At 40.7% G+C, this 25446-nt stretch carries 12 protein-coding genes and 1 pseudogene; 7 read left to right on the plus strand and 6 right to left on the minus strand.

The genetic code is table 11. The features are described from left to right. The 3 genes and pseudogenes from ESV85_RS22325 to ESV85_RS22330 all read left to right on the plus strand — a co-directional run. A pseudogene (locus ESV85_RS22325) lies at window positions 1-699 on the plus strand (hypothetical protein); the annotation flags it as partial. 375 nt (window positions 700-1074) lie between these two features. Continuing rightward, window positions 1075-2703: a hypothetical protein gene (locus tag ESV85_RS14720; protein ID WP_146918852.1), complete on the plus strand. Its 1629-nt coding sequence runs from the start codon at window positions 1075-1077 to the stop codon at window positions 2701-2703. A gap of 243 nt (window positions 2704-2946) precedes the next feature. Beyond that, window positions 2947-8025, plus strand: a complete 5079-nt coding sequence (locus tag ESV85_RS22330; protein WP_191322024.1) for a beta strand repeat-containing protein — start codon at window positions 2947-2949, stop codon at window positions 8023-8025. 84 nt (window positions 8026-8109) lie between these two features. Here ESV85_RS22330 and ESV85_RS14730 read toward each other — a convergent pair whose 3' ends face one another. Then, complete coding sequence (locus ESV85_RS14730; protein ID WP_146918854.1) at window positions 8110-12450, minus strand: hypothetical protein; 4341 nt, start codon at window positions 12448-12450, stop codon at window positions 8110-8112. A gap of 1107 nt (window positions 12451-13557) precedes the next feature. After that, window positions 13558-14592 (minus strand): RluA family pseudouridine synthase, encoded by a 1035-nt coding sequence (locus tag ESV85_RS14735; protein WP_146918856.1) that lies wholly within the window; start codon window positions 14590-14592, stop codon window positions 13558-13560. A 58-nt stretch (window positions 14593-14650) separates the two neighbouring features. Here ESV85_RS14735 and ESV85_RS14740 point away from each other — a divergent pair, with 58 nt between their 5' ends. Continuing rightward, a complete protein-coding gene (locus ESV85_RS14740; protein ID WP_146918858.1) occupies window positions 14651-15574 on the plus strand; it encodes a 1-aminocyclopropane-1-carboxylate deaminase/D-cysteine desulfhydrase in 924 nt (307 codons plus the stop codon). Here ESV85_RS14740 and ESV85_RS14745 read toward each other — a convergent pair. The 3 genes from ESV85_RS14745 to ESV85_RS14755 all read right to left on the minus strand — a co-directional run bounded on the left by ESV85_RS14745 (window position 15549) and on the right by ESV85_RS14755 (window position 19655). After that, the gene (locus ESV85_RS14745; RefSeq protein ID WP_146918859.1) at window positions 15549-16193 is read right to left on the minus strand and encodes a helix-turn-helix domain-containing protein; all 645 of its coding nucleotides are present in this window, start codon (window positions 16191-16193) and stop codon (window positions 15549-15551) included. The two genes, ESV85_RS14740 and ESV85_RS14745, sit on opposite strands and share 26 nt — an antisense overlap. A 27-nt stretch (window positions 16194-16220) precedes the next feature. Continuing rightward, window positions 16221-18263, minus strand: a complete 2043-nt coding sequence (gene uvrB / locus ESV85_RS14750) for an excinuclease ABC subunit UvrB (protein ID WP_146918861.1) — start codon at window positions 18261-18263, stop codon at window positions 16221-16223. A gap of 204 nt (window positions 18264-18467) precedes the next feature. Further along, entirely contained in the window at window positions 18468-19655 is a 1188-nt protein-coding gene (locus tag ESV85_RS14755; RefSeq protein WP_146918863.1) for a DUF4105 domain-containing protein, read from the minus strand. 40 nt (window positions 19656-19695) lie between these two features. Between ESV85_RS14755 and ESV85_RS14760 the strand changes: the two genes are divergently transcribed. The 3 genes from ESV85_RS14760 to ESV85_RS14770 all read left to right on the plus strand — a co-directional run bounded on the left by ESV85_RS14760 (window position 19696) and on the right by ESV85_RS14770 (window position 23904). Beyond that, window positions 19696-22008 (plus strand): T9SS type A sorting domain-containing protein, encoded by a 2313-nt coding sequence (locus tag ESV85_RS14760; RefSeq protein ID WP_146918865.1) that lies wholly within the window; start codon window positions 19696-19698, stop codon window positions 22006-22008. Between the two features lie 84 nt (window positions 22009-22092). Continuing rightward, the gene (locus tag ESV85_RS14765) at window positions 22093-23406 is read left to right on the plus strand and encodes a gluconate:H+ symporter (protein WP_146918867.1); all 1314 of its coding nucleotides are present in this window, start codon (window positions 22093-22095) and stop codon (window positions 23404-23406) included. A gap of 24 nt (window positions 23407-23430) precedes the next feature. Beyond that, window positions 23431-23904 (plus strand): RidA family protein, encoded by a 474-nt coding sequence (locus ESV85_RS14770; RefSeq protein WP_146918869.1) that lies wholly within the window; start codon window positions 23431-23433, stop codon window positions 23902-23904. Window positions 23905-23988: 84 nt separating this feature from the next. Here ESV85_RS14770 and ESV85_RS14775 read toward each other — a convergent pair whose 3' ends face one another. Further along, complete coding sequence (locus ESV85_RS14775; protein ID WP_146918871.1) at window positions 23989-25383, minus strand: transglycosylase SLT domain-containing protein; 1395 nt, start codon at window positions 25381-25383, stop codon at window positions 23989-23991. Between the last annotated feature and the right edge of the window lie 63 nt (window positions 25384-25446).

Consider the following 25446-nt stretch of genomic DNA (forward strand, 5'->3'; position numbering starts at 1 on the left):
AATTTAGCTATCCCAATTCGCCCTGAAAATGTAGAATCAGGTGACATTGTTACAAACGCAGTATCCGTTGATAATAATTTGCTGTTCATGGCAAATGGTGCTGCGGGAATCTCCATATCAAATGTAACCGACCTAGCTGCAATCAAGCAATTTGGTGTATTGGATCTTGATGGGTCTTCTAATTATGTAAGAAATGAAGAAGAATTTGTATTTGTAGCTACAGGATTCGGTGGTCTTCAAATATTGAAAATTAACAAAATTGCTAGTGCTACAGATATTTCCTGCAATGGCTTGCCTGTCTATACCGGTAATGCCAACTTAAATATCAATGGGAATGAATCTCAATCCTACGGAGGTTCAACTGTTTTAAAAACGGCAAATATTGGAGGCACTTTCTTATTCTGTGGCTCACTGGCAATAGAGCAAAATCTGAATGTAAACAGCAATGGTTTGATGACCATTAATAGATCATTTGCCTTTGGTCAATTCAAAAAGAATACAAGTTTGAATGTCAATAGTGATTCCAAACTTCAATTACATGGAAGCACTGTAATTTACGGAGATCTTAAACTAGATAGTGGAGCTACTCTGGAGTTCTTAGGAGAAGATAATAGCATTACAGTTTATGGTACAGTGACTATTAACAGTGGCGCACAAATCATAGGATCTTATACAGACTCAGAAGGGAAGTTTAAATAAAGATAATTGTTCTTTCACTACTGTACCAAACCGACTCAAAAATGAGTCGGTTTTTTTATTAGTAAAGTTCTGCTTTTTTCATACAAACTGGTTATTTAGTATATATAATGGGATACAACATTTTTTCTTTCGAAGAGGGATATTTTTAATAAAATTAGGCAGACAAACTATTTCATAAAAACACCCTTATTCTGAAAATATTTATACTCACATATTTTTTTATTCAAAATATTATTTCATTTTTGATATGAATTTAGGTCTCTGGCCATATAATAATCTTCAAAAAAGTTATTATTAAAATATAATTCTTATTTACGCGTATAAACCACAATTTTAAGTAGATGAAATAAGGTCTCATCTTTTATCTAAAACAATATGAAAAAATATCATTTACTCAGCTTGCTTGCTGTCATAGCGTTTTATTCCTGTAATGATAGTTCTGACCCAATTGGTGACGGCCCTAGCATCGCAAAAAACATCACAATAAACACTGACAGTCAATCTCTAACCACGCGTGTAAAAAGAGATAATACAGGTGTTATGGCGTTAATTGACCCCGATCTTCCTACAGGGAGACTGCTAGAAGTAGCATCCCACCTACCTATTATTATGGTTTCCCAGGTGGAAGCACCTGTCTTTAATGGACAAACACTTAAAGCAACTCATGTGGATATTGATGGTGATTATGCCTATGTATCTTACAATACAGAAGGAAGTACCTATTTGGGAGCAGTTGATATCTTTGACATCACAAATCTCTACAGCCCAGTAATCACCGAACAGGCTATTTTCACGGATGCTGATATAAGCTCCCTAGAATACAAAAACGGCATACTTTACCTTGCCGCTGCAGTAAATATTGATGTAAACACAGATGTAACTTCTCCAGCTAACTTGATCACTGTATCTGTAGCTGGCGGGAAATTCATCTCTGACTTTGTTTACACCTCCCTGCCTAGTTATGTTGCCACAGATGTTGCAAACACAAATTCAAATACAGCTGTTACTAGCGGAAATGATGGCGTAATCGGTCTTTTTGATGGCTCCCATAAACCTGGATCTAGCAGTCAAATGGGAGACCTAAGAGCAGTAGCATTTGGAAGTGAGAAACTTGCAGTTCTTAGCGGTACCTCAGGTGTACATATTTTGGATCCAAGCAGTCTATCTGAAGTAATTAATATCCCTATGCCAGCAGATGTAGCTGGTGCAAAAAGAACATTAGACATAGACAACGGGAATTTATATGTAGCTGAAGGCGCCAAGGGTGCCGGTATTTACAAAATGACTGACGGAAGCTTGATTCAAAAACTACCTATCCCAAACAATCCAGAGGATGTAGATCCAAGTGATATCGTGACAAATGCTGTTTCGGTAGATAAAAACTTGCTGTTTATGGCAAATGGCGCAGCAGGAATTTCTATATCAGATGTAGCTGATCTAGCCGCTATCAAAAGTTTGGGCGTTCTTGATCTGGATGGATCTTCAAACTTCTTACGAAACGAAGAAGAGTTTGTGTTCGTTGCTGCTGGTCATGTTGGTCTTCAGATTTTGAAAATCAATAAGAGTGTTGGATCAACTGATGCGAGCTGCGCTGGATTGCCTAACTACAACGGTACTGCCTACTTAAATATCAATATGTATGAGTCAGCTGCCTATTCAGGCTCCAGCGTATTAAAAGCTGTCAATATTGGAGGTTCATTCTTGTTTTGTGGCTCTTTGGCAATCGAGCAAAACCTAAATATCAATAGTGATGCAATAATGACAGTAAACGGTTCCTTTGTCTTTGGACAGTATCAAAAGAACACAAGCCTGAATTTGGGTAGCCTTTCTACACTTAAACTTCATGGCAACACCGTAATCTATGGAGATTTAAAATTGAATAGTGGATCTACGCTTGAATTCATAGGAGAAGGCAATTCCATTACTGTATATGGTTCCGTTACAGTTAACAGTGGTGCCCAAATAATAGGCAAGTTTACAGACACAGAAGGGAAGTTAAAATAAAGAACCCTGTATAAAATTAATTGCTAAACCGACTCACTCCAGAGTCGGTTTTTTTTATATAGGAGTTTCTTATCTGCAGTGGAAAAACATTTTTCACTAATTACTGCTTATAAATACGCTCAATTTGAGAAGTCAATTATTTTCAACCAGTTATACCGAAACCCATTGCTTTTAATTTAAATCATCTTAAATTTGAAGTGCATTTTAATAGCAATGAAATACTTTTTTCCAAATTAGATATTAATGCCTCTGAAGAACCTTTTACCTAACTCACTTTCTCGGTTCATCTTTCTATTAGGATTGATGTGGTTTGCCCTATTTTCTAATTTTCTAGGAGCACAGACAGTAACTTATAATTCAGGCTCAGCAAACTTCACAGTTCCAGATGGAGTAACCACTATCAGTGTATCAGTATGGGGAGCTGGTGGAGGTGGTGGTTTTAATAGCGGAAACAAAGGAGCTGCTGGAGGAGGAGGCGGAGCTTTTATTTTAGCAAATAACTATACAGTAACCCCCGGAGGAACTATCTCCTACACTATTGGTACTGGAGGCATAGGGCAATCCTCCACTTCCCCGGCACCTTTTCCCGTAGGAAATGGAATGCCTTCAATATTTGGGCCTGTTGGGCCTTCACAACTATATGCAAATGGTGGAAGTAGAGGAAGCGGTACTACAGCTGGTACAGGAGGGGCAGCAGGAGCTGGATCATACGTTTATAGAGGAGGAGGTAATTCTGCTACTCCTTCAAATTCTGGAAATAGCCCAGGATCAGGTGGGGGGGCTGCAGGAAATTCTTTATTAGCTGGAGCTGATGGAAACAATTTAGGAATTGGAGGAATAGGTTTAAATGGGGGCGGTTCAGGTGGTGCCGGTGGTACATCAGGTACAGCAGCACAACAACTGGGTAAAAATGGAATTCAACCTGGAGGCGGTGGAGGTGGTGAAGGCGCAGATGGAACTTCTGGTGGTAATGGAGGAGATGGACGGATAATAATCACATGGACCTGCTCCAACACCCTTACTTCAACAGCTAGCACTGCAAGTCAAACAGTTTGTGTTGGAACTGGAATTACTGATATTACTTATACTATCAAAGGAGCTTATGGAGCTACATTTTCCAATTTACCTCCAGGAGTCACGGGCAACTATGTAGGTGGTCTGGTAACTATCTCTGGAACCCCAACAGCAGCTGCAGCCGGAACCACATATAACTACACAGTAACTCCAACCGGAAGCTGTACTAGCTCAATAGCCACAGGAACTATCGTCGTTTCCCCTAACAATACCGCTGGATCCATTACCTCTTCTACTTTCTGCCAAGGCTCAGCCCTTCCAGCAGGAGTAACTCAAGCCACTACTGGAGCAACAGGAATTGGGGCAGCCTCAAACCTACCTCCTGGTGTGACCGTTGCTTGGGCTTCAAATCAGATTACATTTTCAGGAACTCCTACCGTATTTGGGGATTATGCCTATACAATTCCTCTAACTGGTGGATGTGGAACTGTAAATGCAACAGGTACTATTACAATCAATGAGACCCCAAGCATCAAAAGTCAAAATACCTCAGGAGGTTCAACATGCATTAATGGTGCAGCTTTTAGCCAAATGTCAGTAGGAACTGGATTTGGATACACTTATCAGTGGTTTAGCAATGATACCCCAGATTATACAACACCAAATTCGATTTCAGGAGCTACTTCAAATACATATACCCCGCTTAATTCTGCTTCAGGTACTATATATTACTATGTTGTCGTAAGTTCTCCTACCTGTACAAGTAGTGTGACTAGCCCAGTTTCTGGAGCCTACATCGTAAATCCAACTAACACTGTTGCTGCAGCTTCTTCCTCGCCTACTGTTTGTATAAACACAGCTTTACTATCTGCGATAACACATACGACTACTGGGGCTACTGGTATCGGCACAATAGTTTGGAGCCCCTCTAATCCAGGAGGCATGTCTACTTCTTTTTCTGGTAATACCATATCTATATCTGGAACGCCTGCTACTTTTGGAGTATTTACTTATTCTATACCATTAACGGGCGGATGTGGGGCTGTCAATGCTACTGGCACTATCACTGTCAATGCAACTGCAGCTATTATCAGCCCAAGCCTAGGCAATGCGACCCAATCTAAATGTATAAACTCAACTCCTGCTTTCAGCCCCATTTCTGTAGCTAATAGAACAGGTTTTACTTACCAATGGTATAGTAATACAACAAATGTGAATTCTGGAGGAAGTTCTATTCCAGGAGCAAATTCAAATAGTTATTTGCCTTTAAATAATGTAGCTGGGACAAAATACTATTATGTAGAAGTTTCCTCTTCGGGCTCTTGTGGAACCACTGCGACCAGTGCAATTTCGGGGGCGTTTGTGGTAAATGCACTCCCGGTAGTCTCATTTACAGCACAGCCATCTAGCCCAACATGCGTAGATACTGATGTAACATATTCAACCCAAGCTGGCGAAACCAATTACGTTTGGACTATTCCTGGAACACTAGGTACCGATTACTCAATAACTTCTGGAGGAAATGGTAGTCCAAACCTAGTATTAAAATGGTTGACTCCGGGAAGTAAAGCAGTTACTGTGAATTATCAAGATTTACAAGGATGTGGAGCTACAAGTCCTGCGACCTCTAATTCGATTACGGTTCAGAAAAATACGGCAACTCCGCCTTCTACCTATCCAAGTGTATGTTTAAATGGAACAATCACTCCTTTTACGCATACTACTACTCTCGCGACTGGTATTGGAGCTCCTTCTGGTCTTCCAGCTGGATTAACTGCTGGTTTTTCTGGTAACACAATTACGATCAGTGGCACTATTACTGGGGCTGTCACCCCAGGTTTTTACAATTACACGATTCCACTTACTGGAGGTTGTGGAACTGTTTCTGCAACTGGAACGGTAGAAGTAACTCCAGTTTATACGCTAAGCACCATCACATCAGTATCTCCCTCAGCAACAGGCGGTACCGCTACAGTAACAATCACAGGCGACCCAACCATTCTACTAAACGGCACTTATCTAGTGACCTATTCAATGGGGCTTGCAAACACTTCCGGACCAACTACTACTTCGGTAACATTTACAAATGGAAAAGGAGTTTTCCCAACTACTGTTATTGGCAATGAAGATTTAACTTCACTCACTATTTCCCAAATCAAAAAAGATACAGACGCGTGCTTTGTTCCCATAACTAATAATAATATTACTTTTTTCGGAATTCGATCAGCGGTTTACACTTCATCTGGCACCTATTATGTCCCTGCTGGTATTTATCAAATCACCATCAAAGTTTGGGGCGGCGGCGGCGGCGGAAGTAAAGCTTCCAACGGTGCTGGAGGTGGAGGCGGCGGCTACTCACAAGTTACCATTCCAGTTATCCCTGGCGAACCGATAGGTATGTATATTGGCTCGAGTGGGAATGGAGAAACAAATTCACCAGCAACTAGCGGCGGAAATAGCTACGCAACTAGAGATCCCGCGTTTCCTTCAAGCCTTGCCTTTGCAAATGGTGGGAGTGCAGCTTCAGGTGGCACCTTAGGAAATGGCGGTACAGGACAAACTAATAATGGCCAAAATGGATCATCCCCAACAGTCTCCGCTGGTGGCAAAGGCGGTAATGGAGGTGGATCAAACGGTGGACCTGGAGGCCCTGGAGGAACAGGATCTGGAAACAACCCTGGAGGAGCAGGAACAGCACCTGGTGGCGGAGGTGGTGGTTCAGATGGTAATAGTAACGGAGGAAATGGCGGACAAGGTCTTATCCTGATATCTTATCCTTTACCTCCCGTAGGACCTTGCTTTAAAGTAATTGATGATGGAGCAATTTCTGGTACTACGATTATTGAATTCACTTGTAACTATACATGGACTGCTCCGGAAGGTTTGAAAGAATTTACAGTTATCGTTGGTAGTGGTGGTGGTGGTGGTGGTGGTGGCTTTGGTTCAGGTGGTGGTGGGTCTGGAGCCTTAATTAAGCAATCTTTTAGTACTACTAATCCTTACGGCTTACCTGCTGGCACCTCATTTCAAATAACTGTAGGAGATGGTGGACTTGGCGCAACAGCCCCTAATTCATCTGGTATAGATGGTGACCCGTCTAAATTCTTAGGAAACATAGATGGGAATCCAATAAATATATCTGTGCCGGGAGGTGGGGGTGGTGGTTCCCAAAACTCTATTCCTGGAGCAGCCGGAGCTTCAGGTGGCGGAGGCGGAGCAAGACCTAACCCTATTGGAGCAGCTGGCACAGGAGGAAATTCTATTCCAATTATATATTCTGGTATTGGCGCAACATTATATCAAGGGAACCCTGGAGGAAATGGTGACTATAACTCAAATCAGAATGCAATTGCAGGTGGCGGTGGAGGCGGTTTGGTTCCTTGGACAGCGGCTGATCGTCCAAATGGCAAGGCTGCTGGAGCTGGACAAGGTGAAGGAGGAAATGGCGCATTTGGTGTAGGACTTAATTTGGGAGACTCCATACGATATTACGGTGCCGGAGGTGGTGGCATTGGTGAATATTTTAATGGAACTGAGAAAGTTGGGATAGGTGGATCAGCCAATGGAGTGAAACTTGGAGGGGATGGAAATCTGGCAAGTCCCACTGCTACGGGTGGCACAGGCAGAAATAAAACTGGGTCTGGTGGTGGTGCAGGATACGGCGCAGGAGGAAAAGGCGGAAAAGGCATTGTTTACATTACTTATCTAGTCAATCGTATCCTCCAAGTAGAATACCTCTATTTCAAAGCCGAATACAACCAAGAAAATCGTTCAGGTAAACTCACTTGGGCAACAGCACAGGAGTGGGAAAATGACCGTTTTGAGATTGAAAGAGCTACATCTAGTGATTTGACTTCCTGGACTAAAATCGGAGAAGTAAATGGACAAGGATATAAAGACTCTCCTACTTCTTACAGCTTTGAGGACACAGATCTACCAGCAGCAGGAGGAAATATTTTCTATCGATTGAAACAAATTGATGTGGATGGATCTTTTGCTTATAGCGTCACAAGGTCTATTCAGGTAAAAGGACTCAAAGGCCAATCCAAATGGATAGCCTATCCAAATCCTAGCAGCCCAGGAAGCTACGTCTCAGTTGATCTACTGGATAGAAGCAGCTATAGAGATGAGCAAATACTCATCAAAATATCAGATGTGAAAGGGGTTTTCCATTCCTATACAGTCAGGTCAGTTGAAGATGTAAGTGTAGCTGTTAATGATTACCTAGAACAAGCTGCTCCTGGAATCCATATCGTTCAGTTAATTTGGGGTACTAATAGCGAGCAACTCAAAATCGTTAGAAGGTAAACAAATTAAGAAATAACTAAAAAGCCCTTATGAAATCAATTTCATAAGGGCTTTTCTTATTAAAACGCGAAATATATACTGATCCTAATCCTCTTCCTTTCTCTTTGGAGCTTTGGGCTGACCAAGCCCCAAAGTCCCTTTAAGTCCACTAAAGGTAGCGCGCCACCATCCACCAAAAATAAACTTGGACTTGTCTCGCTCGAAATACACGCGCGAGGTCACACGATGATTCAGAAACTTCCTTGGGTTATTATTTTTAGCAAAGGTATTGGCAAGAAAAGTCATTAAACCTAGTTTACCTCTACCTCGCTCCAAAGTCAAAGAATCCAAGAACTCGATCTTTAGATCCTTATACTTAAAGTTCATTTTACCTCGAGCCACATCGTCGTCCATCCTGAAATTCCATTTACCATCAGTAACTCGACCATCTACAACTCTTAAAAAAAGTCCTCTACTGAGCATATTATTAAGAAGCGTAAGATCAAACCTTCCCAATTCCACATCCACATCCATCGGGTAAGGGTCACCAAAGGACATGTCAGCATTTAACTGCACTTCCCCTTCTCCCATCAGCTTAGAGGTGGCTGAAAGCATACTGGACTTCAAAGGAAAATCTTCACCAGTTCTTCTCATCGCAAAAGGAGCTATTGAAGCGTCCAGATCATCAAAATAAATAGCGCCTGGAAGCATAGCTTTCGGTGCGAATTCCTGATATCTGACCAATCCATCCTTAACTATCACCGAATCTATAGTTAAATCAAACGGAGCATTTTCCATTAATTGCTGAGGCATTGGTTTGATAATTCCTTCTTTAATGGGAATTCTCTTATCTCTAAACACATCCATTTGAAAACCATCCAACTTTAGTGAATGAGCCCTTAAATTGTTGTTATTAAAATATTCTTGAAAATCTATGTCCTTTAGATGTACGCTACTGGCAAAAGCCGTAATTGTATTGTCTTGATATACTCTTTTTCTCAGGAACTCGTATCTCCCCATAGCTGGCTCGAAATAGACACTATCAAGTATAATATCATTGTTCAAATACCTGATCTTACCAATAGTTAGCCTACTCATACTATCTTTTGTATAAATACGATAGTTGGAAAGAGATAAACTAAGATCCTTCTCAAGCAGTAACTGAGGACTAAAATCCTTACTCTTTTTCAGCAAATCCAGATTCATGGCTTTTAATCCAAAATCCACATCTCGAAAAGCCATCCTAGGTATTTGGCCTCCATCTTTGTTAAAGAAAGCAATATTTCCTTTTTGCACTAATACATCCTGCAAAAGCACAGATTCTATAAGTCCTGTTACTTTGGTGTCCTTTTGTGGTTTTTCAGTTTTCTTAGCTTTCTCGTCTGAATCCAGATATACTTTAATCGTTGGGTTACTCAATCTAAGCTGACTCAGATCAAAAATCCCTGTGGACTGAATATCACGAAGATTGTTATTTCTAACGCCCAACTGATCAATCTTTGCAGATACGATTGGCTTACCAGGAGCACCCGTAGTATTTCGTGGTACTATTTCAAAATCAGAGAAAACAGTTTCGACGTCCGTATTGTCTACCGTCAAACTGGAAAACTTAATCGTATGCATACTATCCGGTAAAGCATAAGAGAAATCTTCCAATGTTAGATTTATTTCTCTGAAAAGCCCTTCAATATTCTGCCTTGCATTTGTTGCCGAATCCAGATTCAATCCATTTATTTCCAAATCAAAATTCGTTTGAACAGACTGAAAGTCATCCTCTCCTATTCTATAATTCAAACTCAGTTTGGAATTCTTTGCTACAACACCATCAATTGTAACTCGCTCAATAGACTTTGGAAGCGCTTTCCCATCTAGAGGATCATCTTTTTTCTCTTTCCCACTTTCGTCATAATCCTTATTGATTTCTAAACTGATGGTACTACCATCTACTACCAGCCTATCCAAATCGAGTTGGTTTTCAAATAAAAATGACTCTATATCAACTCCTTCAAATAATACACTTGGCAAGCTAAGAGACAAAGCAATTTTACTTTTTATGGACTTGCTTGGCTTTAAAACTAGATTATCTACAAAAATGGTTTTTGATTTTGAGTTGAATCTCAATCCATCAGTATCTACTTCATAATTTCCCCCAGCTACCGAGAAATCATATTTCCTTAAAATCAATTCTATTTCATCCGAGAAAAATGTCCTGCCAGCTTCAGAAACTTGCCCCTTTTGGAGATAGAAACCCTTTAAATTCAGTGAAAGACTATCCTCACTCAAAGACAACTCTTTCGCTGCTGCATGATTCAAGTAATGAACTTGACCATCACTGAAACTGACTGAATCTATCTGTATATGAGAAAAATAAGAGGTGAGTAAATCCTCGATTTCATCAGACGATTCTACTTGGTTTGAGGCGCCACCAGCTGAGTTCTTCTTTCTAAATCGTGTTAAGCTTGCATTAGGTGAGGGAACCAGAATCCTGTTTATTAAAAGTTTTTCATCTTGGTATGCTGCCATAAGATCAATCCCTTCTACTCTGAATTCAGGAATTGTAAGGTTTAAGATCACTGTCTTACCATAGCTGTCTAGAATGTATTGAATAGAGTCAGGATTTTCTGGTCTCAGGGTAAAATTGTTTACGACTACCAGAGAATTCTTTGAGTCAATCAATACCTTATCAGCCATGAATTCGTGAAGATTGTCCCTCAATTTCAGCCTGTATTTATATAAACTAAGCACCATTTCTTTCGCTAAAAATTGATTCCTAACATCAATATCTGAGTTTGGTTGAAGAAATACTTTTTCTAATAGCAAGCTAAATCTCTCAAATCCGATGTCATTACTACGTACACCTTGCTCATTTTTGAATTGGACTTCACCTTCTTGCAAATCAAATCTCCCAATAGCCACTTCATTCAAATAACCCTTCAAAAGCTCTGCTACAGATTCAGTGTCTACATTTTCTACCTGACTAACCAGCTCTGTAATCTCTACTTTGGGAGACTGAACCAGCATTTCATCTATACTCAGTTTCCCTTCACGATAGAGCTGTTTAAGGTTTGCTTTATTCAGCGAGAGTTTTGGCAACGAAATTCTAACAATATTTTTAGGCTGCAATTTTTCAAGAGCTACCGTCCGCGGCTCCACCAGTACATTTTCTATGATAATTTCATCCTTAAAAGAAGAGACGCTAACACGATCGCTATAGATCACATGAATCTCATCTGAGAGATACAAGTCGGCATCTTGGATCTCCATGGCAGCATCTTCTCCATAAAAAAATTGATTTTCCTTTCTCTTCTCATCCCCACCCAAATAAAACTTAACCATCTTGAAATCAAGTTTCTGGATGTCAATGCGATTTTTCAGCGTGTCATCAGCATCGGAAGTAATAAACTTCCCATTATTAATTGAAAGCTCCTTCACTTCAAAGGACTCCAATATGCCTTTAATCAACTCATTCAAATCGCCTGTGGCCGTGCTGTCCTTCGTCTCTCGCTTATTCTGCAATACTCTGAATTCAGGATTGTTTAGAATAATCTCATCTATCGAAACATTGGAAGTCATAAAGGCCTCATTTAATGCGACATTTCCAACCCGCAGTTCATCTAGATCCACATCATAATAGGTTTTACTATCACGGGTTTTATCAGCGTAAAGCTTGAAGCCTTTGATATCTATTACATTATCCAATGAACTGACATAAACCTGATTTGCATAGATGGAATGAACGCCATCTGGAAGAGGGAAATCCACATTGTTTAGATCAAACTCAAATCCCTTAGCATTGAATGGTGTTTTCCATTCTCCTCTACTAGTCCAGTCGATATCCTTTACTAACAACCTAGTGTTTTCAGCTTTTAGAGAGTTTTGACTAAGGAAGTTTAAGAAGAATAAATCCGCATGATTGATAGATAATTCGGAGATATAAACACCTTTAAACCTAGTGTTGTTAATGATTTTCTTCAGTTCGTTTTCTAAGGCTTTTACAGAGGATTCTTTAACGACACTAGTGTCCAAACTGTCTGCTATAGGCAAATCCATACTAATGACAGGGTTATCAAAGTCCAGTTTCCCGACATAAAAAATCCCCTCTGAGAAATCATACCACAAATTTCTGAGTGCTAACTCATCCAAAGTCAAATCAAATAATGCCTGTTTTTGATCCGGTTTTCTCTCCCCCACAGGCTTCATAATCAATCCGTCCAAGAATACTCCCCTTCGAATTATTGAGAACCTAACTCTGTTAAAATCAATCGTATAGACACCTTGAGCAGAATCGTTTATTTTTCTTCTGGCCCAGTCAGCCAAGACAAAATTTGCTCCGAAATAGAATAGAAACTCTAAAAAAATGATGGATAGAAAAGCAAACATCATCCATCTCAGCACCTTCTTTCTAAAGGGATGTTTGGAATGTTTGTTTTTTTGCTCTTCAGCCATATAGCACGGATTTTTGTCTAAAATAGACAATTAGTCCAAACTTAAATGAAAAAAGCAGCACATCTGTGCTGCTTTTAAAAGCTGTAGGAGAAGGATTCGAACCTCCACGGGGCAGTTAGGCAATAGTCCGGTTGAATTACGCTTTATGCTTTCCGATCCCGATAGCTATCGGGATGGGATCCCCACCCCCGAGACAGGAGGGCTTGTCTGCCAGTTTCAACATCCTACAATGATGAATTTTAATTTCTACTGACCTTCCGCCAGTATTTGTTGGTTTTTCATATTCGAAAGAAAAAACCAAAGGTTTAATAGGTCTGAATAAGCAAGAGTCAAAACATCTGTTGTCATTTTGCTACAACAGATTTTTATTTTGCTGGGTCAAAATTAGAAATACCATTCGTTTATTAAAATTATTATAACAAATAATTATATTTTTTACAGTATTCATATCAGATGTAATATTTCAATATCATATCTATAATTAAATAGTAGATTTATGCTCATGAATTACTAATTCATTAATAGAGGTAAGCAAGTATTTTATCAAAATCTTATTGGGAAAAAGCATTTATATACCAAATTAAAAAATAGGCTCATTATAGAAAGAGCATAAAAAAAACCATGAAACAAAATTTCATGGTTTTAGTCAATTAACAATAAACCCAAAATAACCTGCTGTAGGAGAAGGATTCGAACCTCCACGGAGTAGTTAGGCAAATTTACGAGCTCGCTAAATGCTTTATCCTATAACCTCCACCCCCGAGACAGGAGGGCTTGTCTGCCAGTTTCAACATCCTACAATGTTGTGTAATTTCAATGTATTTTGAGTGCTTACCGTTTGTTTGCTCTCTTTCTATGATTCAAATATAGCAGACAGGTTTGTTTATTAAAAATAATTCAAAAATAAAACTGAATATTTACAGTATTTTTAATGAAAACGATTGAAAAATACAGTATCATTAAAAACGGCATTAATATAGACTCCTCCATTGACTATTCTTCAATAGATCAACTCTATATTGCCAAAACAGCCCAAAAAGGGCTGTTTTGTTAGCAAAATCACATCATTATGAGCAAAATATTAACTATTCATCAATATTGATACTCTTATTCGAAATTGACATAATTCTCCCACTTATCTAAAACTGCCTGAAAATCCGCAGGCAATGGAGCTTCAAAATATAGTTTCTCCTTGGTCACAGGATGTATGAATCCCAATGACTTCGCATGTAATGCCTGCCTTGGTAAAAGATTAAATGCATTGTGAACAAAGGTCTTATACTTAGAGAATTGAGTTCCTTTACGGATTTTATCACCTCCGTAGGTAGCATCATTGAAAAGAGGATGTCCCAAATACTTCATATGAGCACGGATCTGATGTGTACGCCCAGTCTCCAGATTACACTGAATCAGTGACACATACCGAAGTCTATTCAATACTTTCCAATGAGTAACTGCATGCTTCCCTTGACTTCCGTCTGGAAATACATCCATTATCTTTCTGTTCTTTGCACTTCTGCCCACATTCCCTGTGACAGTACCTGCCTCCTCTTCTATCTCGCCCCACACAATAGCCAAATAGGTTCTCTCTATCGTATGATGAAAAAACTGTGAAGCCAGGTGAGTCATGGCCTCCTCAGATTTGGCAATTACTAATAATCCGGATGTATCCTTATCTATGCGATGAACCAAGCCCGGTCTACCTTCATTACCCTTCATCTCTGGAAGATTCTGAAAGTAAAACACTAAAGCATTCACCAGAGTACCGGTCCAGTTACCATGCGCGGGATGAACGACCATTCCCGCCTCTTTGTTGACCACCAATAAATGTTGATCCTCATAGACGATGTTAAGCGGAATATCCTCCGGTACAACTTCTGTATCTCGCGGAGGCTTACCCATATGGACACGAATATCATCCAACGGCTTTACCTTATAGCTCCCCTTAATGGATTCACCATTTACTTGAATTAGGCCGGCATCAATGGCCTGCTGAATTTTATTACGGGTGGCAAAAGCTATTTTATCTGTCAAAAACTTATCGATCCTAATTGGAGTCTGACCTTTATCTATTACAAACTTAAAATGTTCATAAAGCTCTAATTCTTCCTCTTCGAAATCTTCCTCTGGTTGCATGCTCATGCTGCAAAAATAAGATTATCAAGCTTAACTTTGACACCTCTGCAAAAAAGCACTGTAAATGCTCCTTCCAAATCCGGCTCCAATCCAATTTCTTACTCACACTATTCTTGAAGAAAAAGGTATAGAACTTGCCGTAAAGCGCTTGGATTTAGTGCATCCAGAAATTTCGGGAAACAAGTTTTTCAAACTCAAATACAACCTAGAAAAAGCTAAAAAAGAAGGGAAAAACAAGATCCTGACCTTTGGAGGGGCTTTTTCGAATCATATCTACGCCACTGCCGAAGCAGCAAAAGCTGAAAATATCGAAGCCATCGGCGTCATACGAGGCGAAAGAACTGAGCCGCTTAACGCTACACTTTCACATGCCGAAAACCTAGGCATGCGTCTTCATTTTATTGATAGAAATAGTTACAGAAATAAATCAGAGCCTCAATTTCTGTCCACTCTGCAAAAAAAATTCGGCGATTTCTATCTAATTCCAGAAGGAGGCACCAATGAATTGGCCATCGAGGGAACAAAAGAAATACTAGATTCAGATGATCAGAAATTCTCACATGTATGCAGTTCGATAGGAACAGGAGGCACTTTTTCCGGAGTGTACTCATCACTTTCTAAGAATCAAAAACTACTTGGCTTTTCATCATTAAAAGGCGAATTCATTCACGAAGAAATTGCTGATTTACTAGAAAAATATCAATTGAACAGTCTAGGTACTTACGAGATCTTCACTTCCTATAACTTCGGCGGCTACGCCAAACACACCCAAGAGCTAATCGAATTCCTCTGGTGGTTCTATGAGAGTTTCGGCATTGTCCTCGACCCCATCTATACTGGGAAGATGGCTTACGGAATCTGGGACTTGATCAAAAAAGATTATTTCAGGGAAGGATCAAAAATCCTGATGATCCATTCCGGCGGTCTTCAGGGGAATATTGGCTTTACCGAAATGACAGGAATTAAACTCCCGAATCCTTCAATGTAAAAAAGTCCTCGGACTCCTGCGGATGGATTAGAAGCACATTCGCCAAAACTAAGCGCACCAAAGTTTTAGACGCTAGAAATCTTGGCAGATTCGCCAGCTTAGAAAATTCTTTGAGTGTGATTCTCTCGGATTCCGCAAGTGCTTTCATCAAGATCTCTTCCTTTCTACCATAAGTAAAGACCATATCCTTTGGGGTTTTACTTCTTCTCAAAATCTCCCAAACTTCCTTACTCGCCTGCACAGATCTATCTGCTACACGTATATAAGCTTGCTTTCTGTCTTTTTCTTTCAAATAGTGTGGACGTTGGGTACTTATCGGAACTTTGAAAACTGCCACTCCTTTTTTTTCATTGAGTTTCAGGGAAAACAATTGGTAGTCTAATGGTGGTAAAATAAACTCTTTGATAGCTTTCTCCATCACAAAAATCTCCTCCTCTATATAGCGCTGACCGCTTACTGTCCCATCATCATCGACTCCGATCAGCAAATCACCGCCCGAAGTATTGGCAAAGGCGATAAGTTCACGGACTATCTTCTCAGGAAAAGTCGCTTTCTTTTTAAATTCAATTCTCAGCCCCTCGCCCTTTGTAGCGAGCACCTTCACATCCTGCAGCGTCATTTAGTTTAGATTTTGGAAAGTACTAGCCTATTTACTTACTCCACGGTTCAATTGCTCCAATCTGGATTTTTGAGATTGCCACTCGTCCCGAAGACGCGCAGCTTCCATAAAATTGAGTTCTTTCGCAGCTTTCTCCATCATTTTCTGCGTTTGCTGAATCAGCTTTTCCAGCTTTTCTTTACTTAGGTATTGCACCACTGGATCTGCCGCCATGCTTGCTTCACCTGGCATAGGTTCCGCATAGAATTTAGGGTTCTTCTTAGAGTCAGCCACCTTAGTTTGCCCCATGATTTTATCATGTGATTTCACCACAGTAGTTGGAGTAATACCATGCTTTGTATTGTATTCGATTTGTAAGACACGTCTTCGCTTCGTTTCATCCATCGCGAGTTGCATGGAATTGGTGATTTTATCCGCATACATAATCACTCGCCCTTCAGAGTTCCGAGCCGCACGGCCAATTGTTTGAACCAAACTTCGCTCATTTCTCAAGAACCCTTCTTTGTCCGCATCCAGTATTGCTACTAAGGAAACCTCGGGCAAATCCAATCCTTCTCTAAGCAAATTCACCCCAACAAGTACATCGAAAATCCCTAAACGTAACTCCCGCAAGATTTCCACCCGGTCAAGTGTTTTCACCTCAGAGTGAATGTATCGGGACTTCACACCAGCTCTTTCGAGGAATTTCTGAAGCTCTTCAGCCATTCGTTTGGTCAGAGTTGTCACAAGCGTTCTCGCCCCAGATTTAATTGTCTGGTCAATTTCTTCCAGTAAATCGTCAATCTGATTTTGGCTTGGTCTTACTTCAATAGTAGGATCCAGCAGCCCCGTAGGTCGAATGATTTGCTCTACTACTACACCTTCTGTCAACGACAACTCGTAATCAGCTGGAGTTGCAGATACATAAATGACCTGATCGCATAGGTCTTGAAACTCTTCGAACTTCAAAGGCCTGTTATCCAAGGCCGAAGGAAGTCGGAAACCAAAATCTACCAAATTGATCTTTCGAGATCTATCTCCTCCCCACATTGCTCGCACTTGCGGTAGGGTCACGTGGCTTTCATCTACGACTAGAAGGAAATCATCCGGGAAATAATCTATCAAACAGAATGGTCTTGCTCCAGGAGCTCTTCTATCAAAATATCTGGAGTAATTTTCTACGCCAGAGCAGTAACCTAGCTCTCGCATCATTTCCAAATCGAACTCAGTTCGCTCCTGCAAACGTTTTGCTTCTGCAAACCTTCCTTCTCTTTCGAAGAAATTCACCTGATCCACCATATCATATTGAATCTCATGAATGGCAGTTTGCAACGTATCTTTTCCTGTTACAAACAGGTTTGCCGGGAAAATAGAAATGATTTTCTCGTCATTCAGCTTTTTCCCCGTAGCCGGATCAAAGCGCTGAATTGCTTCAATCTCGTCTCCCCAGAAGAAAATCCTATATCCCCAGTCAGCATAAGCCACAAAAATATCCACCGTGTCACCTTTCACACGGAAAGTCCCATGGGTCAAATCATGCTGGGTTCGGCTGTAAAGAATATCTACCAATTTGAAAAGCAACTGATTTCTTGGAATCCGATCGCCTTCCTGAAGCTTGATGACATTTTTCCCAAACTCCTCTGGATTCCCTATACCATAGATACATGACACAGATGCCACTACAATCACATCTCTTCTCCCTGTAAGCAGCGCGGAAGAAGCACTCAGCCGAAGCTTCTCAATCTCTTGATTGATCGATAGATCCTTTTCTATATAAGTACCTGAGGTAGGTATAAATGCCTCTGGCTGATAATAATCATAGTAGGAAATGAAGTACTCAACAGCGTTATCAGGAAAAAACTGTTTGAATTCTCCGTACAACTGGGCCGCGAGTGTCTTATTATGACTTAAAATTAAGGTTGGTTTCTGGGTCTGCTGAATAACATTGGCTACGGTAAAAGTTTTACCGGACCCCGTCACACCCAGCAAAACCTGAGCGGCATCGCCATTATTCACTCCAGCCGTAAGCTGTTCTATAGCCTTGGGCTGATCTCCAGTAGGTTGATAATCTGAGGTAAGTTTGAATTCCATAAGCTTCGTCCGAAAATACCCAACACCAATCCCCTATGCAATAGTTTAGAGGGAAACAAAATATTACCATGAGAACTTGATTGTTCTACCTGTAAATAGTCCTCGACTCCGCTCGGACTGACAAACTTTGGTCAGACTGACAAACTTTGGTCAGACTGAGCGGAGTCGAAGTCACTTACAATAAAAAAGGAAAAGGATGAAAAGTCAATTCACTCTCCTAAACTTCCCAATATTATAATACAAATAGTTTGTTCTGAGAATCAGCACCAAAAGCAAAGGAATAAGACTTGGGTGAAAAGACTGCCAACCCAAAATCCAGAAAACAACCGCCGCATCTGCCATGATCAAGGCAAATAGCAAGTATTTCAAAACCCAAGGTTTGATAGTGTTCTTGAGCAAAACGATAGCTAGTATGAGGTGACCTGGGAAAGCCCAAAGAATATTCCAGTTATACTTGGTAGAAGGGATTTCGGAACCTATCCAAAGCAAAGACATCACCAGGCCCATGATTCCCAAAATTCCGAAAAACACCACATCAAAACCTATAAAGAGCTTTCCTTTCTTAAATCCTATAAATGTGATTGCGGTAAAAATGATCGCGATTACCCAGAAAATCCAATAAGGATTTATCGCCCCGAAAGAACCAACTGGCTTTTCAAAATCCAAAATAACTCTGCTCTGCCCTACCAAAGAACGGGTAGGCCCATCACCTTGGATCGTTGCTCTCGAAAAAGCTCCCTCCACATACTTAGGAAGAAACTGCTCTTCCAGCGGAGTAGCATCTCTATCCAAGCGTGAACCAAGTGCCAAGTCAATTCCCAAATCAGACCAAGACATGTAATAAACCATCTCATCGATTAATTCCCGAAAGCTTCTGTCGACAGGCTCCCGCACCTCATCATGCCAGATCAATTGATCACCCAATACCGTACTGATCGCGTCACGTACCCGGGTGGCACAATTGTCAAAGAAAAAATCGTAACGATAAGCCCGATTCTCCGGGAGATAATTTGTTTCTAAAAACTGGATCAACTCTATTTTCTGCTGTTCATTGAGACTCAGCACCTGCTCCCGCACGGAGCGCTGAAAGTAATCGTACTCAGCTATAAAGCGATCAAACGTAGATACTGAGAGGTAGTAATCCAGTCTGCCTCCGGCAAAATTTAGGACAAAGTTCGGCGCGCCAAAATCAAAGGTGCCGTAGTTGTACACCACATCCCTACCTGTGTTGAGATCCAGTACCCGAATACCGCTGTGGCCAAAGGAACTGTAGATCTCCTCTCCAGGGTCACAAGTCAGCAAACTGATCTGGTATTGCTGGGCTTGTAAAGAAGCTAAACTACTGATAGTCAGTAAAAAAATTAAACTAATTGCTGTTTTTATCAAGTTCATTTCACTAAATTAATAGACGTTTTTTAATATACTTTTTAATATGAAAACACGGGGCAAAACGCTGGCCTGGAGCACACTTTTTAACTGCCGAATATACTTCATATTCTCGGCAGTTACATTTCATTGCCTTTACTTAAACGCTTCATTGTGTCAGGAAATTGGCGCTTATCGCACAGTAGCTTCTGGGAATTTTGGAAATCTCGCTATATGGGAAGTGTACAACGGTTCGGTATGGGCTCCCGCATCCGTCAAGCCGACTCTTATTAATGATATTTATATAGATCAAACTCACAAAGTAACATTAACTGCTAATGAGGAAGCTAAGAGTTTGTTTATAAATGCCGAGACCGGCGCAGGAGAGAAACTGAATCTCAGTGGCAGAAATATCAATCTCTATGGTTCTTTGCAAGCATTCTCAGGCGCAGCGCCTGGCATCCCTTCAGGTACGTGGAATAGCCAAAATTGGATAGGAAATTCTACTGCAAGTACAATTACATTTAAGGGTAACTCAAGAATAATTATCCCCAAAAATGCATGGAGTGGCTTCACAATACAAAGTAGATATACTGTAATATTCGACCCAGGTGCCGGCAATACTTTGACAATTGAAGAACCATTTAAAGCTGTAAAATTCATACTTCGATCTGGTATTTTACTTCAAAAGTTAGACATTTCAGTAGTTCCTAATTTTTGTGCTTCTATCTCCTTTAATACAGAAACGAGCTTTTATCCATCTGGACCATTCGGAGATTTCATAATCGAGTCAGGCGGGATTTTTATTTCTGAATGCAGTGATAACATTATCGCTAGATCGATTTCAGGATCTGTGAGTGCTAACCTCTTCGAGATCCAATCTGGAGGTGAACTCATTCTAGAAGGTACTTCGCCCAAAATTGAAGCTGCTACTTTTCTACTAAATGGGAAAGTAACGTTCAGAAAAAACTCAGGCACTCAGAATTTTCTTTCTAAATCTTATGCAAGCTCAGCAGTTCCCTTGACCTTCCACGACCTAGAAATCCAAGGCACTCAAAATATCACTTTACCTACCACCTTGTCACTAAACGGAAATATATCTCAAGTGGGAATAGGGGTATTTAATCTCACAAATACAACCCTCAACCTAACCGGAGCAACGGATCAACACATCATAGGATTCGCTATGAATGTTAATAATCTTACTTTAAATAAGCCTGCTGGAACAGCTTTTTTCGAACAAAACCTAATGATCCGAAACAATCTTAAAATGGATGCTGGAGGGATAAATCTCCAAGGCAATAATCTTATACTGAATACTTTGGGATCAGGAGGCTTGGAATACAATGCTGGTCATTGGAGTAACCTTGGCCAATTCACTTATCAAACCACACCTACTTCAATGACCTCCGTAAATGCCACCTTCCCATTTTACGATCAGTATCAAGGTGGTATTCGTAAGGTTCAAATGCTAGGCACTTCAGCTGGTGGTAATTTAAACATACAATTCACGGAATATAAAGGAGCAGATTTCAATCCTAGTTTCAATGACTTGGATGGCACACCAATACTTTATAGACTCTTCAGTTATTTCAATTTTTCAGGGTTAAACACTTCATCAAACCCATTGGAATTAAGGATCTCAGCAGAAAAATTAATCGTCGATGAGCCTGAAGATCTTCGGCTAGTATGCACTGGATATGCTGCTCCTGGAAATCATATTGAAGGTACAGATGAGATAAATCTATGGGCAATAAGAAGTCTGACCTTTGATGATCTTCCGGGTAAAAATTTCACTGTGGGAAGTTTCAGAACTCTCAGCATTTTACCAGTCACTTGGCTATCGATTTCTGCCCATCTTAAAGATAATCTCAAACAGATTACTTGGTCAGTCGCGGAAGAAAACGACAATGAAAAGTTTGAGATCTATAGCTCCAACAATCCACTAAAAGATTGGATAAAAATCGGAGAAGTCCTCAGCCAAGGCGATTCTGACAGTCCAACTTTGTATTCATTCACTGATGAAAACATAAGAAAAAACTCTTCAACCTATTATCTAATTAGACTTATAAATTTCTCAGGGCAAGAATTTTGGAGCAAGGTGGTGAGACTTGAAAATGACCTAACAGTTTCTAACGATCAAATTTCAATTTCACCAAATCCACATTCTTCCGGCAAAATCAGTGTAACACTCCCTGATAGTTTCAATCTCGAAAATTCACAAATAAGCATATATACAACTCAAGGTCTGTTGATTTCAGACTTTAGGTATAATGAAATTCTCCTCTCTGAAAAATTAGAGATCTTAACTCCTGGTATATATCTAATCAAATTTTCAAACCCGGAGAACACCATTCAAAGCAAATGGATTAAGCACTAACAATCATTTTCGAGGAATTATCTTAGCTGAAACGCACTTTACCCCATTTTTTTTATCTTAGCCAGCTAAACCCAACCTATTCCTATGACCATTCTTCTTGTACTGCTCAGTATTGCCATCCTGGTGCTGCTAATTGTCTGGGCCAAGCTCAATCCATTTTTAGCATTTCTCATCTCATCCATATCCGCAGGTTTTCTTCTCGGGCTCCCGGCAGACCAGATAGCTGGCTCGGTACAGCGCGGAATGGGCGTGCTACTAGGCGACTTAGTGATTGTGATTGTGATGGGCGCGATGCTAGGCAAGCTCGTAGCTGAATCTGGCGCTGCTCAGCGAATTGCTGGTTTCCTGATGAAAATCTTTGGACAAAAACACATCACCTGGGCCATGTCCATCACTGGATTAGTAGTAGGAATTCCCTTGTTTTATAATGTAGGCTTCGTGTTGCTTGTGCCCCTTGCGTTCACTGTAGCTTATCAGTATAAGATCTCGGCTGTCTATGTAGGCATACCACTTTTGGCCGCCCTTTCGGTGACACATGGTTTTTTGCCTCCACATCCTTCACCAGCCGCTTTAGTAGCTCAGTTTGATGCCAACATGGGCTTGACACTCTTCTACGGTTTTATGATCGCTATCCCCACCATTGCTCTTGCAGGACCTCTTTTCGCAAGAACTCTGAAGAATATGAAAGCAGAACCTCTCAAGACCTTCCAAGCAGAAACGAAACCTGAATCTGAGCTTCCTTCTGCTGCAAATAGCTTTTTCACCGCATTACTTCCTGTATTTCTCCTAGTGGGAACTACAGCTTTGAATCTAAATATTTCCCCTGAAAGCAGCTTAGCTCCGATTATTGGCTTTGTTGCAGATCCAGGAATTGTGATGTTGGTATCCGTTCTTATCGCGACCTACACGCTGGGCTTAAATCGCGGTTTCAACATGAAGCAAATCATGGACCTATACACGGTGGCGACTAAAGACATCGCCATGATTCTATTGATCGTTGCTGGTGCTGGCGCTTTGAAGCAAATCTTCACTGACACTGGAGTTAGCTTGGTGATCGCCGAAGGCTTGCAAACATGGGATATTCACCCACTGATCTTGGCCTGGATCATTACTGCCATTATTCGAGTTTGCGTAGGCTCTGCGACTGTAGCTGGCTTGACCACCGCCGGGATAATTGCTCCACTAGTGACGACCATGAATGTCGACCCCAATCTCCTGGTATTATCCATCGGTGCAGGAAGCTTGATGTTCTCACATTTCAACGATGCAGGATTCTGGATGTACAAGGAATTTTTCAACGTAAGTATCAAAGACACCATCAAATCTTGGTCTCTGATGGAAACCATCGTTGCAGTAGCCGGATTAGCAGGCGTGCTAATCCTTGACATTTTCGTATAATTTAAATTTCAAAAAATCACCCAAATGGAAACTCCAGAAAGCAATTTCACTAAACTTGGTCTCAATCTTCCTCCAGCGCCAAAGCCACTTGGCGTTTACAAACCTTGCTTGATTGACGGAAAATACCTGTACCTCTCAGGCCATGGCACTGTCCAAGATGATGGTAGCCTGATCATCGGAAGAATTGGAGAGGAACTTGATATAGAAGCTGGAAAAATGGCTGCTAGGCAAGTTGGATTGGCAATGCTCTCAACCATTAAAGCTAACCTTGGTTCTCTCAATAGAGTGAAGCGCGTGATCAAAGTCTTAGGAATGGTGAATTGCGTCTCTACATTCGAGCGCCATCCATACATCATCAATGGATGTAGTGAGCTTTTTGCTCAGGTCTGGGGAGAAGAATATGGAATTGGCGTTCGATCAGCTGTGGGAATGGGAACTTTGCCAGATAATATACCAGTGGAAGTAGAAGCTATGTTTGAGTTACACGAAGGAGCTTGATACCGCAGAAGCGCATTGTAGTATAAAAAAAAATGGTCTGTGAAACACAGACCATGGTAATTACAATTAGTTGAATTAATTATCCTAAGGTTCTACGAGTGCCTTGTAGGACTCGAAGACCGACATCACGTCCTTTACATAGTTCACCGCCAAATGCCCTTTGGCAAAGCCACTCTTGACAATAGGATCCCGGTAATAATCGGGATCACTTTTTAATTCTAAGAATTTGGAAACATCTGCCCAAGTCTGCGTGTTTTCACCAAATTTCATGGTCAATCTCCATGCATCTTCTACATGCCCATGACCGATATTATAGGAGGCTAAAATAAATTTGAGACGCTCACTAGTATCTGGCACTCTTTCCATCCAGAACTTATCCAAATACCTCAAGTATCGAACTCCTCCCATCAAAGACTGTTGTGGATCATTGGGATTATCCACACCAAAGCGTTCCAAAGTCACTGGCATGAGCTGAAGCAAACCTTTTGCGCCAGCATACGAAGTAGCTACCGTGTCGAAACGGGATTCCTTATAAACCAATGAAGCCAACAAGCGCCAATCCCAGCCTAGCTGTTCCGCTCCATTTTTAATCATATCATCATAAACAGAAATCTGATTTCCTGCTAAAGACGAGAATGGGCTATTACTTCTGAAATAACTGTTTTTAGAATTCAGAAAATATTTTGCGTATAGATCAGGTATAAATCTCTTCTGTTTATCCTCGAGCCAATCATCCAGTGCAGTCAATAGTTTTGGAGAATTCTCCCTAACCACCCAAGACACATCTCCTTCTTTCTGAACTTTCCAAGATATATCCAACCCATCGTAATAGGTAGCATTTGCCTGCGCGATATTCTGATCAGCAATAGTCCATTTGATCGTTCCATCAGCCACTTGATCAATCAGTGTCTCCTCATGATCGGGAGTAGTCACAATCGTGTAGTTCAATAGAAGAGAATCTTTCAGAGTGCAAAGCTGAGTTTTATACACAGCACCTTCTCTTACATATATTGTATCAGAGGCTAATTGATCCCACGCAGTGATTTTTCCTGAGGATTCATTTCCGACGAGAACCGTGTTCATTTTTCCCAAAGGAATAGAAAAAGAAGCCTTTTCAGACCGTTCCATGTTCTTCTCAAGATTCATGGCAATCAAATCCACTTTTCCTTCTTGCAGGTAGTCAAAAGCTTTGTCTATGTCCGAAACCATCACCAAATGCAATTGAACATTTAATCTCCTAGCAAGGTCACGAAGTAGCTCATACTCATAGCCCATTCTACGTCCACGATAGATGTAGTAGCCCGTGGAATTATTATCCACTGCGGCACGGATAAACCCTTGGTTTTGGATCCCTGCAAGGTCAAGTATATAGACTTCTTCCTTGAATTTGGAGCCAAAGTTCTTCTCTATAAAGGTGCATTGCACACCAAAAAGAAGAAGCGTCAATAGGGAGAAAAAGAGTATTAATGATTTTTTCATTCACTAGAGCCATAAGACTCTGGATGTTACACGAAAGCCCATTTGGCAAATGCTGTGCCAAAA

This window comes from Algoriphagus aquimarinus (assembly GCF_007997215.1).
Classification (GTDB): domain Bacteria; phylum Bacteroidota; class Bacteroidia; order Cytophagales; family Cyclobacteriaceae; genus Algoriphagus; species Algoriphagus aquimarinus_A.